Genomic DNA, 17,994 nt, shown 5'->3' with positions numbered 1-17,994 from the left:
TTGTAAAGTAAAAGAGTAAGAGGCAGATTTGCTTATGATGCTTTTAAGCACCTCGCTAGATGATAATATCCAATTGTATTATCGGTTATATTGAGGTATTTAAGCACCTCACTTAGCTACATTTCGTAAAATATAAAGAGAGCTGTGGTGGTATTTATAGCTTGTATTTTGGGAAATGCAGCTTTGAAAAGGAATTTATCAGAGATATTGGTGTTCAAATGTGAGGCAATTTGAATTCATGATGAGATGTGAGAAAGCAGAAGCAATGAATGTAGATTTTATCGAGAGTGAAATCTTGTCTATAAGATCTGTACAACTTGCAGCTGCTTTTGATCATAAAAATGATGCAATTTATGCTGCTGCTGAATTGCTTGTGCAGGTTGGTGCGGTTGATAAGTGTTATCTGGCAAGCATGCTCGCATGTGAAGAAACAACCAATACTTGGCTTGGAAATGGTATAGCCATTCCTCATGGTATAGCTGAAAATCGTGATTTAATTATCAAGGACGCTGTTGCTGTTATACAGGTTCCTGCTGGTGTTGAGTGGCAGGATGGCAAAAAAGCACATTTGGTTATTGCTATTGCAGCATGTCCAGATCGCTATAGAGAAATTTGTAAAAAATTGACGTCTCTTTTATTTGATAAAAAACAGCTTGAAGTACTTGCAACAACTATGGACAAACAGCAAATTGTTACAACTTTGTTTGATCAAGATATGAAGATAGAAAAAACTTTTATTGGTGACCTTTCGGTGTGTCAGGAATGGACTTTAGATTATCCAAGTGGTCTTCATGCACGACCAGCTTCTCTTTGGGTTGATTTTGCGAAAAAGGCTCAAAATTCTATCAGAGTTCGCCATGGTCAATATGCCGTTGAAATGAAAAATTTGGTTGGTTTATTGCAATTAGGAGCAAAAAACGGTGATGTTCTGATTTTTTCTACAGATGCTGCAGAAGGAGCACAACTTCTCAATGATGCCATTGCTATTGCAAAAAAAGTGAGTATTAGTGAAAAATGCCTGATGAGAGCAATGGAATCTCAAACAAAGGCTTTTCATGGTTGGTATCCACGCTCTATGCAAAAAGGCATTTCTGGTATTGGAGCAAGTTCAGGATTAGCATTTGGTAAGATTTTTGTTTTAAGGCAAAATGATATTTCTATAATAGACCAGCCAATTGATTTTGCAGCTGGTGCAGCATGTCTTGAAAATGCTCTTAAAAAAACAAAACATAAAATGGCATCTGTGATTTCTGATATTACAGTGCGTATGGGAGCAGATTCTGCTGCGATTTTTTCTGCGCAAATGGTTTTGCTTGAAGATGAAAATTTAATAGCTCAAGCTTGTCGTTTTATAGCAGAAGGTCATGGTGTCGCTTGGTCTTGGGATAGAGCGGTTCGTCAATTTTCAGATATGTTTTTTAAGGTAGATAATCCTTTGTTAGCAGCACGTGCTGTTAATTTAGTTGATGTTGGTCGACGTGTTTTAGGTGAAATCAATCCATCCTATAGATCATTCTTTTTAAATGATATTCCACATGGTGTAATTCTAGTTACAAATGACCTTTCTCCTTCTGATGTAGCACAACTTGATTGTACAAGGGTAAAAGGATTAGCAACAGCATGGGGAGGTCCATTATCTCATACAGCTATTTTGGCGCGTACTCTTGGTATTCCAATGGTTGTTGCTGCAGGTGATGATATTTTAGCGATACAGTCTGATATTCAGGCTATTATTGATGGCGATAACGGGTTTATTTATCTTGATCCTACGCTTGAAGACGTTGAAGATGCTCAAAGGCATATTGATACTGTTGTGCAAAAACGTGTCAGTGAAATAAGTGCGTGTAGATTACCAGCGCAAACAACAGATGGTCAAAGAATTCGTATCATGGCTAATGTCAACTACGCAAATCAGGTTCCTGTTGCGCTTGATTTGGGGGCTGAAGGTGTTGGACTCATGCGCACGGAATTTTTGTTTTTAGAGAATCCACATATTCCGGATGAAGAGCTACAATTTAATACATATCGGGCGATGATTACAGCTGTAGGAGATAAGCCATTAATTATTCGTGCACTCGATATTGGTGGGGATAAACAGGTTACGCATTTACATTTATCTAAAGAGGACAATCCTTTTTTAGGTGTTCGAGGGACGCGGCTTTTGTTACGTCGACGTGATCTTTTGGTGCCTCAATTACGTGCTTTGTATCGAGCAGCAAAAGAAGGCGGAGATCTATGGATTGTGTTTCCGATGGTAATGTCTGTTTCAGAGATTGTCACTATAAAAAAGATTGCAGAAGAAATCCGCAATGATATTGATGCACCAAAATTAAAACTTGGTATTATGATCGAAGTTCCAGCAGCCGCCATTATGGCAGATGTGTTGAGCGCCCATGTTGATTTTTTCTCAATTGGAACCAATGACCTAACACAGTATACAATGGCTGTTGATCGGCAAAATCCGTACCTTGTGTCTGAAGCTGATAGCCTTGATCCAGCAGTTTTGCGTATGATTTATCAGACTATTCAGGGAGCTTCACAACATAAGTGTTGGGTTAGTGTATGTGGTGGTATGGCTGGAGATCCTTTTGGTGCGATGATTTTGACTGGGTTGGGAATTAATGAGCTTTCTATGATATCTTGCGATATTTCTCCAGTAAAGGCGTGTTTGCAGACTCATAGTTTTGAAGATATGAAAATTTTAGCACAAAAAGCATTACAATGTGAAACTGCACGAGCTGTACGTGCTCTAAGCAAGGATATAAGGTGATAAAGAACATTAAGGGGAACGAGCTAACTCATTTTGCAGAGTAATCAGACCGTTAGTGCTGTAAAACATTATTCTTTTATACGTTACAGAGAGGAGTAGCGTGTGAAAAACACTTTAAGAAAGAATAAATGCCTTTTATGCATTCTCTCAAATAGCAAGGGATGTTGCAACATTAGGGGATAAATAGCGTGATGGTACTTGGCTTGTACTTTTTATTTAAGGAAAGATGATGCTATTCAATAGATTTTATACCATTCATAGACACCGTATGAGATAGATGTGACGATCTTTTTATTCCCATTATTGTATTATACAAACCTATCCACGGAAAAAGTTTTTTCTTAAAAAGAAAGGATGTGCTTGTTATTCAACAGATATAAGCTCTTACTTTAATAAATGAATTTGTTTTTTGAACTTTGAATGTATAATTTAGGCTTGCACGTTATTTCTTTCTGGGTATAGTGCGAGACTTCTGGAGAGGTGGCCGAGTGGTTGAAGGCGCACGCCTGGAACGCGTGTATATGGGAAACCATATCGAGGGTTCGAATCCCTCTCTCTCCGCCATTAATTTAAAACGAATTTTCATATGCTTGATATGACATAGCTTAAAAAGCTCAGGATTTTTTTACTGTTTGCAATTGACCAGTTTGCGCCGATCTGTATCTGTCATTATGTATACCTAGAAATTGCAGTTGAATTTCCATGAATTTTATAATTTCTAAGTTACTCTCCTCTCGATCTTTAGATAACCTGATCTAGCATAAACGATCTCTTCAAATATCGTTAAGGGATTTTTGCCATTATCACTAACTTCTGATAGAGTTTCAGAATTAATGGTGATCATAGTGCTATTTGCAATTCCGATTAACGGGCTAAATGCGTTTTATCCACATGAGAGGTAACGAACACCTCAGCTTTTCTCACGCAATGTGCTCATTTAAAATTAATGTCATGAATATTTGTACAAAATCTTTATCTATACAATAATCAAAAAAAGGCTGACGTAATATAATAATTGAAGATTATTCATGTGGTGCTTTCTTTTATTTCTAAGCTTTGTATGTAAATAGATAGTCCGTGTAAAATAAATAAAGGGGCGCAAAAACCTATAAATATACACAGGACGTATAATGTAGAAAATGAAAAAAAATTTCCGGCATATAAAAGCACAATAGAGAATAAAGCTGTTATGATGCGCACACTGGCATCGCCTGCCAAAATCACCTCGGCTAAATTTTCACTAGGTGTGATAGCTTGTCCAATTGTTATTCCCGATACCCTAAAATAAAATTGCCCAATACCTAATAAAAAGCCCATAATATAAAGGGAATATTGAGTAAAATTTAAATATAAAACAAAAGAGATTGCGATCACTGCAAAAGCCGGTGTTCCCCATACAAAAAAACGAATTAAAGATGGAAATTTCCGTAAATAATAGGATGAGATAAGACCATTGACTACAAAACCCAGTGCTGACAAAGCAAAAATAGTATTTTGAATAGCTGTAAATTTTGTATTATCTGATGTTATAGATGCAAGAACAAGTGGCAATAGAACAATAGGCCCCGTATAGAGAAAATTATTCAAAATACGATTAATCGTTAAAAAACGTAACGCATAAATCCGCCAAAGGCATCTAAAACCAACTCCATAAGCTTTTTGAGATGGCTTTTGTAATAGCTCTTTTACTCTGTTTATTTGTTGTATAGACTTTATACGAAACCATAGGCTGGCATTCAAAAGATAAATAAACACAATAAAGGCTATGGCTATTTTGTGCCCCAAATGCGCAATTATAAAATATATAAGCAATGGGGATATAATAACAAAAAACTGACAGCAACTAGTATAAAATGCAAAAATTCCAGCTTTTTGTTTGGGAGCTGGAACCAGCTGATTCAAGGCACTGTTGTTATTTGGATTATCAGCCCCCATCAAGAGAGCAAGTAAAAAAAATACAAATAAAATAAGTACCGGATTGTTCATAAATAATAAGAACGATAATAAACAAGCGCAAATAATTTGACTATAAAACCCAATTATAAAGCCTTGATAGCGCACCAACACATTTCCCAAACATAAGCCTGCAATTCCAATTGCGATTAAATTAACAACATTTAAAGTAGCAGATGCTTTTCCAGTTGTATCTTGGAATTGTAACAAAGAAAGGCCAATAGATAATACACCACTAGCACAAAAACTCGTCAAACAACCAATCAAAATCATAAGAAAAACAGAATTACGCAATAGCTTTCTCACTCTTAAACAGAGACTCGAGCCATTTTATGATTTTCTCCATTGTCGAATATGGTTCGGTACTAAATTCCAGTTTTTCATAAAAGTTTAGTTCAAATGCGTTATAGGGACTTATTTTTTGCAAGTCATCTGTCAGTATGAATTCTATACTTGGCAACGTTGCGCCCATAGATTGAGACAAATAATAGGAAATTACTTTCCAATACATATGGGCACGTTCTCTTGCCAAATAATTTTCCAAGACATATTTCAAGTGACAACCATCTAAAATATATTTCGAACAATGGTGCAAAGGATAACAAATACAAATAGCATCTGTTTCATGTACGGGACAAGAAGAAATATTAATATTTTTATCATTTCATAATATTATAAAAACTTCAGTGAGCAGATCTTCTAAATTTAGTCTAGTCACAACAAGATTGGGTGCTAATTTTTGGGCAACATGAGACCAAGCTAATCTTACTACTAAAGTTCCAAAAACCTTTAAGTCAGATTCTAGATAAGCTTTTTTTAAATTCCCCACCCATATGGTTCTATGACATATAATAATTGGCTCATCTCGTCTGAATGAACAAGATGTAATTCTAAACCAATATTATCACAAAGGTTTGAGCTATTGAATTGCTCGGATCCTAATCTGGTATTCTTAAATCATTATAGCAACTAAAGAGTTTTTAAGTATTCCAGCTTTTATTAAACTTTGTAATAATGTATTGGAATCTCCCCTTCACGGACTTCGACAATTATTGTATCACCACTATAAGAACAAAAAAATTATCTTTGAATTTGCTTACTTTTAGAAAGAAAAATGAGCAACACTCTTCCTTAACTAAAAGAAACATGTTCTCTACTTTTTTCTTTATGATGATCAAAAACCTATACTGTTACAATTCGATCATCAATTATTAGGATAAATATTCTGCGTTTAGCCTAATAAACTGTTATGATCAATGTTTCTCTCTATTCTAAAAATCAGCGCTTTTCTTCCTAGAGATACTCGTAATTGCTGTACAATCTTTCCCAAAAAGGCACTCCTTCAACATTTCTATTAACACGATCATTCTGAAAAGTTTTATACATACACACGGCATTATACGGAATGCTATGTATTTTTTTAACTTACTCAACTAACCAACATCTTTTTGATGGGCAAAATAAATCACGAAATTTGTGTGCTGTCACAATTCGAAAAACAATCATATATCTCCCACCAATGATAGACGATGTCATTAGAAGAAAGCTTTAATGATATTGGTAGAATAAATTAACCAGAAAAAATTGCAGCACTGATGGAACCAATTTTATTTCATACCTTGTAACTCTATCTAAATTTTAATCATTTTTGTTAAAGATTCTTATGCAACTTTTTCTACGTTCAGCATTTTTTTTCCACTTGTTTGCAACAAAAGATTAATAGCTAAATTCACCTGTGTCATAGTAGCTCTTCTTTTGGTAAAATAGAGCTGCTTCAATCTCGATATATAAATATTTTAGTTCTTTTAATATATTCTCTTCAGATGCTTTAGATTAATAACACACCAAAACCCAAAATAAAAAATATTTATTTTACTTAAGTTATTGAATATTATTTGAAAAGTATGGAAATAGAGTGATGCAAGAGTTAAGAAATTATTTAAAAGTTCAAATCCACCTACACTAGAGCCATCACGCATGGTAATAGCAGTTGTCATTAGATATACTAAGTATGCTTGATAACTTTTCTGCTTCATGCCTGTAGGGAGTTTCAGATAGAGATAATACCAGAATCCATTCGTGAATGCTCGACAATAAAGCTGTAAACAAAATTATTTCCTTGTTGTTTAATCCATTAAGCTTGATCAATTTTTAATATTTGTCTATATTTTCAATTAGTTACGCTGATGAATCTATGTTTTCTTTCCAATTATTGTATTTTATAAGAAATTGCTACGAATAATCCTCTCCAAAGCTGATAATTCATCATCACTGTGTCCCCAAATTGCTATAATGGCAGGGCAGGTATTTAAATCGATGGTTAGGGGTAGGGGCTCATTTTCTTTAAAAAGGAGCTTAAAATGAACCACATTTTCCCAAGAATGAAGCTTTTGCTGCCATAAGTTAACATCTTTTATAATATGACCGTCGATCTTGTTGATAAGAAAGATAATACGCCCTTTTTTCTTAAAGCGACTTGGTTTTTGCGAAAACACTCCTGCAATAAGATTAACGGAGCTTTCAAGTAAATCATCTTCATAGCAATGTGCGAACAAGGTGGGTGCAATTCCTCCGTGGAGGCGGGCTCCTACTTCGATCATCACTGGACCACGAGCTGTTTGCATGATTTCCATATGCGCGGGTCCATATTCAATCCCCAGCGTGCGAATACATTTTTTTGCATAAGAGATAAGAGGGGCATAAGAGGGATCTTGAGCATCAAGCACATCAAGCGATTCATAAACAAAAGCACTTCCATTATGAATACCTTTTTTATATCGCGATAAAGCACATATTTTTATAGCCTCTCCCTTTACGACGGCGTCGACGATGTATTCCTCTCCCTCCAATCTTTCTTGGAGCAAATAAGCCTCGTTAGGTGCGCCAAAAATATTTTTTTGCGTCCAGTCGATTCTAGAGGACCATGCCGCTACTTCCTCACGGCTGGAGAAAAACAAAATGCCATCACTCCCAGCAGAATCATTTGGCTTCACTACATAGCCGCTATGACTTTCAAAATCATCGATAGCACAATCGCCTTTTGTAAGAATCTTCGACCGAATGTAAGATAAACCATTTTCACAAAGGCGCCTTTGCATTGCTGCCTTTTTTCGTCGCCAATCGGTGGTTGAGGGATTATTCCCAAGGCAACCATAATAAGCCGCCAATTGCTCTGCACAATAAATACCTCCTTCGGCGCCTGCTACCACAGCTTCTATCGCACCGATAGGAAAGCGTATCTTGATCTCATCTACATTATGAAGTTTTGCTTCTGCCATGCCTTTTCCCTGATAAGAAAGCATATAGCGTGAAAAAAGATCTGGTTGAGAGACAACTCCATAACAAGCATAGCCTAATTTTTGCAAAGCAGGGCCATAGAGGGCACCCGTGGAGAAAGGGTCGACAATAAGAATAGGTTTTCTCATGCTTTGTTCCGCTGTGATAAAAGGAAAAGAACATAAATAAAGATTATTAGCCCTATAAGGGGTAGAAGATAAACAGCTGCTTGAGGACCCATAAGGGCAGAGCTTGTAAGAAGACCAAGGATAACATAACCTGCCGATTGGGAGAGAGTATAAAGCATGCCGCTATAGCTTCCCACCAGCTCTGCTTGAGCCTCTGTTTTAGTCGCTTCAATCGTATGTTTGCGGGCATTAATTCGCATGGTATTCATTGAAAAGCCAATAAAAAAGCAAAAGACCACAGCCAAATAGGGCAATTGTGTGGTGCTAAAAATAAGATCAGCCACGCTCAACATAAGGGCTGGGAGAATAAATTCAAAGCGAGGGATTTTGATAAAAGCAGCCAAAAAAGCGCCCACGCCTGCGACCGCACTGCAAAGCCCATAATATTCAGAGCCAAAATTTTTCACACTCTGAAAAAGAATGGTTGCCAGCGTATTATAAGCGCAAATATGAAAGCCAATAAGTCCTATGCAGACGCATAAAAGTTTAAGCTCATAAGAGAGTTCATTCGCTTGCGGTGTAGGTACTGGCTTCTTATCGGTTGCAAGTGCTGTGGTATCTGTAGCGTTATATTCATCGCAAAAGATGATATATCCGGCTATAAGGCTTATAATGATGTCAAACACACAAAGTGCCACAATCAAACCATTATAGCCAATTTCAGCCGCTGCCCCTCGAGGGCTGGTCGCTTCTAAGAGATAACCACTCAGTGCTGCTCCCAAAAAAGCGCCAATTTGCACAACTGTTTGCATAATGCGGGAAGCCTTTTGGGCGCTAATATAACCACCAAGTGCGAGTTTAGTATTATAAGTCTCGAGAGTGCTTAAGGTAATCAAAGAGAGATAGCCGATAGAGATAGAGACAGCGATAAAACCAAAGGGAGAATCGGCATAATGGAAAAGAGCAATCAATAAAAGAAGGCTATAGATAATGATCCGCCTTTTGTATAAATCGACTAACCGCAGTGAGGCTTTAATGCGCACAAGTCCGCTTTTTTTTAAAAGGTAAGGCGTAAGGGTGCCCAAAGCCATGGTTATGCCTAGGAAAATCGATGAGGATGTTATGCGATAAGCATTCCAAAGATTACTTAAGAATAGAACCATATCAGAAAGATATAGTAAGACAACAAGCCCATAAAACCGAAACATCAGTTGTTTGTGCACATCATCCCCCCATTTTGAAATCTCTTAAAAACACGCAGTATTATAAATCAGCACACATGTTTACGAATAATAAATACACACATACATGGCTGGGCATGTCAAGTTTTTTCGGTAGGAAAAATTGAACGCTGATGTTTATGCTAGTGATAGCTTATTTTCAGGAGAATGAGTAGGATGGAGGCTGGTATTTTTACTGCGTCTCTTGGCAGGTGGCTTGCCAATAAAGAACTATGTCCTAGAGATATATTTCGCGCTTTCAAGTTGATTTTGTTTATACTCAAGGTTGAGGTTTTGTTATTGACGGTTGTTAGATGTTGTTGTGACAATAAACTTCGTTATCTATCAGAAACATTTATGGCATTAGCGCTAAGGTGTGCGGTTGTATTAAAGCCTTTACATGGTAGTCTTTTTCATAGAGAAGGTATTATTGGTTCAGTTTTAGGAGGCTTTGTCACGGCCGATTTGGGCGTCGTCGTTGTTTGAAGTCTTATTATAATATTCTTAGTTTCAGTTTATGAATATACCGAAAAATATAGTGAAACATTTGATTCAAACGCTTTTGCAAGGCATATTTCAATATCTCAGCGATGTTTTCTGAGAATTGTTCTGCCGCTTTTTGACGGAATCGGATATCAAATGCTTATGGCGTGGGCAGTGGTTTGAGAAAAGATAGAGTTGATTTCGTTAGATTCCTATGTAGCGGAATTCAGTATCAGTCCTTAGGGGGGCAATAATATACTTAGATCGAACTCATTTCTATACGCTTACACGACGTTATAGGAGTAATCCTCAGAAACTCTACTAGAATTCGTTAAAAAATGGCAGGTTATGTAGCGTGAACAAAAAATATATTTTTTAAAAATACTTAAGCTCATTTTAAGTTGTCTAAAATATAATCTTATCTTAAAACTAAGTCTATATACCGCCATTTATCATAAAGTTAATAAGTTATACAAATACGGGAGTATTGTGTTTTTCTGTTTAGAGACGAGTAAAAAAACATCTTATTAAACATTAAGAGATTTTAGACATAAAACAATTTAACTTATGGAGAGTATATAGACAAAATGTATCTTGATAAAAAAGTTTATAATTCTATGTGGTCTTCAAAGAAATTTTCCGGTTCTTTTATTGTCTTATGCGGGTTTGATGGGAGTGGAAAGACAACACAAACAAAAGAAATTGCTCGCCATTACTCAACAGAAAAACATATAATACAAACTTTTCAACCCAGTTATTGGTATAGAAATAATCCAGAAATTAGAGATTACTTAGATACTGGAAAGGCAATTGATCCGTTGCTTTTAGCACTCTTATCAGCGACAGATAGACGCAAACATACGCTTGAAATTATTGAACCTTCCTTAATGTCATCGCAAAATTTATTAATTAGCGATCGATATGTTTATTCTAGTCTTGCTTATTTTTATGCTCGAGAGCTTTCTGTTGAAAGTGTAGTTAAATTAAATCAATCTATTCCAAGACCTCATATTACATTTTATCTTCATTTACCGCCCACTACTATACTGGAACGATTGCAGAAAAGGGATGGTTTAAACTTAAAATACGAAGAACAACTCTCTTTTATTGAAAAATTTTATGAAGTATACCAAGTTTTATCAGAAATAGATGAGCGGTTTATAACAATTGATGGAACTGCTTCTGTTTCTTTAATTCATCATCAAATACGACGTCATATAGATGAAGTTTGTTTTTGATTATGAATAAAATCATTTATTAATCAATTTATCCACGATAAATCCTTCTTATGTATTCGTATTCTAAATCTGAAACTTTAGAGATATGATTGCAATAATTTAACTGCTCAGGAAAAATATCACGTTATATATTTTAATTGGAAAATTAACTGTAATGGGCTTGTTTTAAAAGATTTAGAGAAGGGGAGTAGAAAAGTTATCAATATTTATCGTGAGAATAATAGTATGTTTATTCTTTTAGAGACGAAGTGTGGTAATAGAAGAACGACATAGAGGGATATACTCGAGCATATTTTAGTGCACGGAATAATAAGGACAATGATGTGTGTGAAGCTTCCATATCATAAAATTGTTTCACATATGTATAAAGGTGAAGCTTCTGAATAAAATGCACATAAAATATTAATTTTATTGTATTTTTGTTCATAAATTTTTATTTTAATAGAAGAATTAATCATACCACAGCACAAAGATTTTAAAAGCCTCAAAAAAGGAATTTTGCTTTCTTAAATTTAATGATCTAAAATGAAAACCGTAAGAATGCATGTTTTTAAACAGGATGTATCATGCATATCGACGGGTATTTATTTTAGAGGATAATTTATGTTCACTTCAAATTTGAAGGAACGCATTGCTTTATTTGAAAATAGAACTTTTCTCTATTTTACTTTGAGCGGCTTATTTGCTACATTTGGAAATGGACTAAATTATATTGCATTGTCATGGCTTGCTTACAATCAGACGGGTTCAATCCGTGGTGTAGCGTTGATGATGCTTTTTCTTTGGACGCCTAGCATTATTTTTGCCCCTATTTTGGGCATATTGGCAGATAAATATAATCGTAAAACGCAGATTATTATTTCAAATCTTGTGAGAGGTTTGGTAATCGTTGGCTGGGTAATGCTATGGCATTTTGGTATAGAAATTGAATTGATGGTCTTATCTGCTCTTTTGGGTATTTTTATCTCTTTTTATATGCCATCAGCTATTTCTTTAATTCAAAGTATTGTGCTGAAAGAACAACTCATCAATGCAAATGCGACTATCGATATGATTTATGAACTTGGCACTATCGCAGGTATGGGCTTAAGTGGATTGATACTGTCCTACGCAGGAACAAAAGGAACTCTTCTGATAGGTGGTATATTCTTTATTATTGCTGGTTTATTTAATTGTGCAATGAAGGTACCTAAAAACCGAAGATCTAAAAACCAAAACCAGCAAAATTGGTGGAGAAATTATACAGCAGCCCTTCATTATTTTAAACAGAATCCGGCTCTTTTTGTACCTTATGTAAGCCAGATGATTATTATGACTCTTTTGATGACCATTCCTGTTATTCTTGTTCCTTATATACAAGAGGTTTTGCATGCGGATAGCAGGACCTTTGCAATATTTGAGGTGCTTTATTCTATGGGCGTATTGACAGGTGCGTTTTTTTCACCACTTCTTTGTAAAGTTTTATCCATAAAGAAAACATTAGCCATTTTATTAGCTTTTATGGCTATTGGTCTCGCTATTCTATCTGTTAATACACACAATTTTGTTGTTTTTCCTGTTTACTTTATGATTGGATTTGGACTTTCGAGTTGGGCTCTTTCGATTTCTTTATCACAACTCTCTTGTGATCCTGAATACCAAGGAAGATTGCAGGCAAGTTTTAATGGTATCTCTGGATGCTTGATCCTCGCAGTCTATCTCATTATGGCACGCGATAACAGTAGCATATCACCTCAATCGATATATTTTTTTCAAAGCATTTTTGCGCTTGTTGGAATATTCATAGTGCTGTTTTATAAACATGAAAAACAATAAATTACATTTATAAGTGTGGTAATACACGCTATTTTATAAACATTTACGCTACAGCATATTTCATATTTTGCTTTTACAGGGAAGTGAGAAAATGTAAAAATTGGTGCTTAATGAATAAAGCATACATTGATGTATGCTAGAGAATACTCTCTATTTTTTGATAACGACCCACAAGAATTGCTGCGTTTCTTTAATTCATCTCACTGTTGTTAAGAAGATGAAACCGCAACATTTTAAATCTTCTTGAAAGTTTTTTTTGTTTAAGCGCAGTAGAAAATAAAGCGATGAGGTAATATCGTATCATACGGGGAGAGTGTTGCATTATTTTTGTTTTTCAAAATCCATATGAAAAATTGTATCAATTTCATCTTCATTGGAATGGGTATTTCTACGACGATGCAAGGTTTGCACAATCTCTTTTTTTAAAACGGCATCTATTTCACTTAAACGGTGAATACTGAGTTCCAATTCAAGAGATAACGCCAAGTCCACGCACAATTTAAGCTCTTCTCCAATGTCGAAACCGCGTTGATAGTCGTCATAAAGACCAACCAATGTATCAGATAATTCTTTATCGCATAAAGAGGTCATGCTTAATTCCTCCGCGTTGCGGTTTCCATGCAGCTTTTTTAAGTATCACTCCACTATTCTCACTTAGAATTGCCATGTATACGAACCTCATGGTTTTGTCAATTTTCTGCAAAATACGCGCTTTTAAACCAATGTCTATTAAAGACTGTATTACTTCAAGATTTTGAAGCGCCCAATTGTAAATATGGATGGTAATGTGTTTACTATAGAACTTATAGCATTTAAAATACATTGCTAAAAGGCTTTTAATATGCATAGAGGAGGAGCATTCTGACGATAAACCAAACACCCTGAAATCTCTATTGCCAATTACAGCTAACTTAGCACCATTAATATATAAAATAAGCAAATATGGTTTGTAAACGTCTAACTTTTTAATAACGAGTGATGATCTCATTTTTTGTAGAATACCAATTATTTTGCCTATTTTATATTGATTTTTAGACATTGATAAACTTTTTACCTTATGTTGTAATGTAAAAACTTTGGGAAGTGTATTTATAGATTTTTGCAAAAAGGTTTAAGCAGGTTTACTAGGCTGTTGAGTGAGAGAACCTGTGTTGGGCTTTTTGCTTCTGAAAAATATGACTGTGACTTTTGAGAAAGCAGTTGGCAAGAATTTGCTTGGCGTGCAAACTGATGGAGTTGGCAGTGGCGCATTTAGCTTTTTCATTAGGCTGTGTCCAAATGTTTTTGACTCTGGAAAATAGCCTCTGATAGGCTTGAGTTTTTCCAAAGTTATATTACAGGGGCGCAGTTCAGTAAAATACCACGGCGATTGCATTTTTTGTGTGATTGTCATAAATTTCGCTCCTGCATACGGATGCTGCAACATCTGTTTTTGTGGGGTTATGTATGTGATAACTGCTCTTCTTAAGGAGCAGTAATGATAGATATAAATCAATATAATTATTTAGTCAACAATTATATTGATTTTGGAGTGTTTTTTTGGCTCGTCCGGAAGCAAAACCTAAAACTGAGTTGGCAAAACGTTTTCGTGAGGTGCGTCACGCTCTTGGTTTTACAGAGCGTAAGCAGTTTGCTGAACATCTTGGTATCACTGCTGGCTCTATAGGAACTTATGAAACTGGTATAAGTGAGCCTACAGCCTCTGCGCTCTCCAAATATCAAGAAATTTGTGGTGTTTCATTAGATTGGCTTGTAACGGGCAATGGTGAGATGTTTTCAGATATGGCAAAGGCGAAAGCAGCTGGTTTTAAACCACAAGCGATTCCTGTTGGGCTGATGAAAAAGCTTGGACATTTGGTTTATACGACCTATCATGATGCAAAAATAGATCTTTCCCCTGAAGATGTTGCGGAATTAGCAGCAGAGCTTTATGGAAAATTGCAAGAGCTCATTCAAAACCTCAATGATATGGAAGAAGTCGAAGCCACTTTACCACTTTTAAAATTACATTTAAAGCGTAAAATCGAAACTGAAAAGCACATCTAGAAACTTCATAAGATGCAAATGAACAGCCTTTTTAAAAAATAAAACTTTTTTTTGGTCTCTTATTCAACATAAAAAAATGATAAATTATCATTATAAATTAATGTGTTGCTCTAATTAAGGTAAAACTGCTTATAAAAAGAATTACAGTTAGTAATACAAAAAAATTTATACAACAGTAAAAATACAATGACGATGTTTTGTTTCTATAAAAGGGTCACAGACATATAAGAGAGAAGAAGGAAAGACTATTTATAGGCGCGCTTTTGTCTTTTATGAAGATGATGAGATGAGCGCATTGAAACTTTTTACAGAGCGTGCATCATTATATACAGAGCGTGCATCATTATATTAAGAGAGATTTCTCTCAAAGATATGTATCATATATTGAAACAGCCTACCTTGTAGAAAAGAGTGAGGTCATTATGATAATTGTCATCCATTACATTATGCTATAAGTTAAAAAAATCATAAATTTGTGCTTATAAGAATAGCTAATTTATTGAGAAGTATTTTTACAAATTTATAAAAAATTATTTTTTGTACTCTTGCCATTCTTCTGAGGCGCTTTATCTAAAAAATAGAATTGCTCTTTAGTGAAACTATTTTTGTTAAGAGATAAATCGCAGTGTTTTTGAATGGAGTTTACGGTATATTTTCAAAGTCTTGTGTTTTTATTTATTTTTTAGCTTGAATCCCTCTAGCTAAAAGGGTTGGGGACTTTTCTAGATTCGATGTTGTCGCAAAGATTTTAGGGCGATGCCGTAATAAATAGCGGTATCGAGGGGAGGGTTTTGTCTTGATTTGTTGGTTTTTGAAGTGCGCAAACTGAGGGGTTTGCCATGTGCGTTTTCACGCGTTGTGATGATGTTGAACTCTGTTGGAGGAGATACTTATGAAAAAAAAATATTCCACACCAAATTTAATTAAAGCTGTCTCTCTCAGCGCGGCAATGGCCACACTCTTATCGAGTGTCTCTCCTGTTATTGCTTCGAATCTCGCGATAACGGGTGACAAAACTATGAGCACGAGTGGTTCTGGTGTGTCTTATGACCATGGTAGCCATGGCAGTATTGTTTTTGCGGGTGATGATAATTACTGTGGTGTGGATAATGTCATTGGTCGTGGTGGCAAGCAACAGGAGTCAATTGCTAGTACTAATCAAATAACCGCAGAGCAGCAATATGATAGATTTACCAAAAATACAAATTTTTCTGGTCGTTATCCTTATGGCGTGACCACTGACAAAGTCACTTGGAATGGTGATAGTAACACGAGCAACATCAGCAGTGGTTATATGGGGAAGCTTACAGGTGGTAGCACGAGTGCTATGCCTGAGGCTTATGGTGTTTATTCTTTTGCGACCGGTTGTGGATCTGCTGCAACAGGGAATTATTCAACAGCATTTGGTGCGGGTGCAACTGCAAAGAGTGGAGGAGCACAAGCTTTTGGTGTTTCTGCTCTTGCGAATGGAGCGGCAAGTGTTGCCATAGGGATTGGATCGGAAACGGTAAAAAGATCGTCTATCGCTATAGGTGGGCTTTCAAAGGCAGATGGCATTGATAGTATTGCGTTCGGTAGTAAAGCGGCTACAGATGGTCAAGATGCGATTGCGATAGGTTATGCCGCTAAAGCCGGCGCGCAAAATGCAGTTTCAGTTGGTTCAAGTACAAAAGCGACTGGTAAAAGTAGTTTGGCTCTAGGCTATAAGGCAAGTGCATCAGGAGAATTAGCAGTTGCTATTGGTGGACTTGCAACCGGTATCCGCGGTATTGCTATGGGGAGTAACGCAGAAGCGAAGGATCAAGATACGATTGCGATAGGTTATGCTGCTCAAGCTCAAACAAAGTATTCGATTGCAATTGGTCCAAATGCACAGGTGATTGCTGGAGACGGAGTTGCGTTGGGTGGAGCTTCCGTTGCCAGTGTTGTTAATAATGTTGCTGGTTATGATCCTGTAAGTGACAAAAATTCACAACAAAACAATGGTGCATGGAAAAGTACAAAAAGTGCAATCAGTGTTGGAAAAGCCGACGGTAGTATAACACGCCAGATTACTGGGCTGGCGGCTGGTACTGCAGATACTGATGCCGTCAATGTGGCGCAGTTGAAAGCTATGAGAGCTGTCGTAGAAGGAGCAGGAGGCTGGAAGTTATCTGTTAACGGTGAAGCTGCTGTGGATATTCTGCCTGGTGAAACAGTCAATTTTGCTGGAGCCGAACTTGAGAATTATGAAAACAAGAACATTAAAATTGTAAGAAAAGATGATAAAACAGTAGAATTTGATTTGAATGACTTCATTACAGTTGGACGTGTACAAGCAGGAAAAACTCAATTAAGCGACCTTGGTTTCGTGATTACTGGTGGTCCGCGTATGACTGGTAGCGGTATTTTTGCTGGTGATAAACAAGTTTATGGAGTGGCAGCGGGGATTGCAGAGACTGATGCGGTTAATGTTGCACAATTGAATGAAGTAAAAAATCAAATAGCAGGAAATGGTCTTGTTAAATGGGATGAAGAACAGAAACTTATCACCATTGGTAAGGAAAAAGATGGTACGAAAATTGATGTTGCAGGTAGTGGGGGAGACCGGAGTATTTCTGGTGTAAAGGCCGCAGAGAGAGACAATGAAGCCGTTAATAAAAAACAACTCGATGGTGAAATTGCAGCTATTACTGACACTATTAACAATATTAAGGATGGTGGTGCGTTTGCAGTTCTCTACGATAAGAATGGTGATAGCAGTGTTAATTATAACAGTGTGACTTTGGGTGGCGGTAAGACTGGGGGGCATGTCGCTCTGCACAATGTCAAAGATGGTGAAATTACTGAAGAGTCGCATGATGCAATTAATGGTGGGCAGCTTTGGAAGACGAATGAGCGTGTTACAGGTGTTGAAAAGGATATTGTCCATATTAACGATAAGGTTACTAATATATCAGCTACGGTTACTGATCTTGGCAAGGAGGTTTTCAATATTCAGGAAGCGAATGCTTTTGCTGTTCTCTACGATAAAAATGCAGATGAAACCGTTAATTATAACAGTGTGACTTTAGGTGGCGGTAAGA

General features: G+C 36.3%; 11 protein-coding genes, 1 tRNA gene and 1 pseudogene. 7 read left to right on the top strand and 6 right to left on the bottom strand.

Annotated elements, in window-relative coordinates; all coding sequences use genetic code 11:
• The first annotated feature begins 238 nt into the window (after positions 1-238).
• Together ptsP and ACFIJQ_RS00105 are read left to right on the top strand one after the other, a co-directional pair.
• Complete coding sequence (gene ptsP, locus ACFIJQ_RS00110; RefSeq protein WP_375627921.1) at positions 239-2,770, top strand: phosphoenolpyruvate--protein phosphotransferase; 2,532 nt, start codon at positions 239-241, stop codon at positions 2,768-2,770.
• A 474-nt stretch (positions 2,771-3,244) separates the two neighbouring features.
• A tRNA-Ser gene (locus tag ACFIJQ_RS00105) sits at positions 3,245-3,334 on the top strand.
• 462 nt (positions 3,335-3,796) lie between these two features.
• On the opposite strand, the gene ACFIJQ_RS00100 is transcribed toward ACFIJQ_RS00105, so the two are convergent.
• The 3 genes from ACFIJQ_RS00100 to ACFIJQ_RS00090 form a co-directional block, all read right to left on the bottom strand.
• Positions 3,797-5,017, bottom strand: coding sequence for an MFS transporter (locus ACFIJQ_RS00100; protein WP_375627919.1), 1,221 nt, complete (start codon positions 5,015-5,017; stop codon positions 3,797-3,799).
• A 1,925-nt stretch (positions 5,018-6,942) separates the two neighbouring features.
• A complete protein-coding gene (locus tag ACFIJQ_RS00095; RefSeq protein WP_375627918.1) occupies positions 6,943-8,148 on the bottom strand; it encodes an ATP-grasp domain-containing protein in 1,206 nt (401 codons plus the stop codon).
• On the bottom strand, positions 8,145-9,335 hold the full coding sequence (locus ACFIJQ_RS00090; RefSeq protein ID WP_375628130.1) for a hypothetical protein: 1,191 nt from the start codon (positions 9,333-9,335) through the stop codon (positions 8,145-8,147). Before ACFIJQ_RS00090 ends, ACFIJQ_RS00095 begins: the two co-directional genes overlap by 4 nt.
• Positions 9,336-9,515: 180 nt before the next feature.
• On the opposite strand from ACFIJQ_RS00090, the gene ACFIJQ_RS00085 reads away from it, so the two are divergent.
• The 3 genes from ACFIJQ_RS00085 (at position 9,516) to ACFIJQ_RS00075 (ending at position 12,883) form a co-directional block, all read left to right on the top strand.
• Positions 9,516-9,833, top strand: a complete 318-nt coding sequence (locus tag ACFIJQ_RS00085; RefSeq protein WP_375627917.1) for a hypothetical protein — start codon at positions 9,516-9,518, stop codon at positions 9,831-9,833.
• Positions 9,834-10,417: 584 nt separating this feature from the next.
• A complete protein-coding gene (gene tmk, locus ACFIJQ_RS00080; RefSeq protein WP_375627915.1) occupies positions 10,418-11,068 on the top strand; it encodes a dTMP kinase in 651 nt (216 codons plus the stop codon).
• Between the two features lie 603 nt (positions 11,069-11,671).
• Complete coding sequence (locus ACFIJQ_RS00075) at positions 11,672-12,883, top strand: MFS transporter (RefSeq protein ID WP_375627913.1); 1,212 nt, start codon at positions 11,672-11,674, stop codon at positions 12,881-12,883.
• A gap of 321 nt (positions 12,884-13,204) precedes the next feature.
• On the opposite strand, the gene ACFIJQ_RS00070 is transcribed toward ACFIJQ_RS00075, so the two are convergent.
• The 3 genes from ACFIJQ_RS00070 to ACFIJQ_RS00060 all read right to left on the bottom strand — a co-directional run bounded on the left by ACFIJQ_RS00070 (position 13,205) and on the right by ACFIJQ_RS00060 (position 14,276).
• Positions 13,205-13,474, bottom strand: coding sequence for a hypothetical protein (locus tag ACFIJQ_RS00070; protein WP_273787442.1), 270 nt, complete (start codon positions 13,472-13,474; stop codon positions 13,205-13,207).
• A complete protein-coding gene (locus tag ACFIJQ_RS00065) occupies positions 13,455-13,922 on the bottom strand; it encodes a hypothetical protein (protein WP_114647992.1) in 468 nt (155 codons plus the stop codon). Before ACFIJQ_RS00065 ends, ACFIJQ_RS00070 begins: the two co-directional genes overlap by 20 nt.
• A gap of 72 nt (positions 13,923-13,994) precedes the next feature.
• Positions 13,995-14,276, bottom strand: coding sequence for a hypothetical protein (locus ACFIJQ_RS00060; protein ID WP_273787440.1), 282 nt, complete (start codon positions 14,274-14,276; stop codon positions 13,995-13,997).
• A 146-nt stretch (positions 14,277-14,422) separates the two neighbouring features.
• On the opposite strand from ACFIJQ_RS00060, the gene ACFIJQ_RS00055 reads away from it, so the two are divergent.
• Both ACFIJQ_RS00055 and ACFIJQ_RS00050 read left to right on the top strand, forming a co-directional pair.
• The gene (locus tag ACFIJQ_RS00055) at positions 14,423-14,929 is read left to right on the top strand and encodes a helix-turn-helix domain-containing protein (protein ID WP_375627911.1); all 507 of its coding nucleotides are present in this window, start codon (positions 14,423-14,425) and stop codon (positions 14,927-14,929) included.
• Between the two features lie 892 nt (positions 14,930-15,821).
• Positions 15,822-17,994: pseudogene (locus ACFIJQ_RS00050) on the top strand (hypothetical protein); the annotation flags it as partial.

The sequence above is a fragment of the Bartonella sp. TT67HLJMS genome, from assembly GCF_042193375.1.
In the GTDB taxonomy this organism is placed as follows: Bacteria; Pseudomonadota; Alphaproteobacteria; order Rhizobiales; family Rhizobiaceae; genus Bartonella; species Bartonella grahamii.
The sequence above is the reverse complement of the archived record's forward strand: the minus strand, read 5'-3'. Positions and strand labels throughout refer to the sequence as shown.

What these genes read in the sequence shown, in the direction of transcription:
- ptsP (WP_375627921.1), top strand. Translation starts at nt 239, where the DNA reads ATGATGAGATGTGAGAAAGCAGAAGCAATGAATGTAGATTTTATCGAG.
- ACFIJQ_RS00095 (WP_375627918.1), bottom strand. Translation starts at nt 8,148, where the DNA reads ATGAGAAAACCTATTCTTATTGTCGACCCTTTCTCCACGGGTGCCCTC.
- ACFIJQ_RS00090 (WP_375628130.1), bottom strand. Translation starts at nt 9,335, where the DNA reads ATGTTTCGGTTTTATGGGCTTGTTGTCTTACTATATCTTTCTGATATG.
- ACFIJQ_RS00085 (WP_375627917.1), top strand. Translation starts at nt 9,516, where the DNA reads ATGAGTAGGATGGAGGCTGGTATTTTTACTGCGTCTCTTGGCAGGTGG.
- tmk (WP_375627915.1), top strand. Translation starts at nt 10,418, where the DNA reads ATGTATCTTGATAAAAAAGTTTATAATTCTATGTGGTCTTCAAAGAAA.
- ACFIJQ_RS00075 (WP_375627913.1), top strand. Translation starts at nt 11,672, where the DNA reads ATGTTCACTTCAAATTTGAAGGAACGCATTGCTTTATTTGAAAATAGA.
- ACFIJQ_RS00070 (WP_273787442.1), bottom strand. Translation starts at nt 13,474, where the DNA reads ATGACCTCTTTATGCGATAAAGAATTATCTGATACATTGGTTGGTCTT.
- ACFIJQ_RS00065 (WP_114647992.1), bottom strand. Translation starts at nt 13,922, where the DNA reads ATGTCTAAAAATCAATATAAAATAGGCAAAATAATTGGTATTCTACAA.
- ACFIJQ_RS00060 (WP_273787440.1), bottom strand. Translation starts at nt 14,276, where the DNA reads ATGACAATCACACAAAAAATGCAATCGCCGTGGTATTTTACTGAACTG.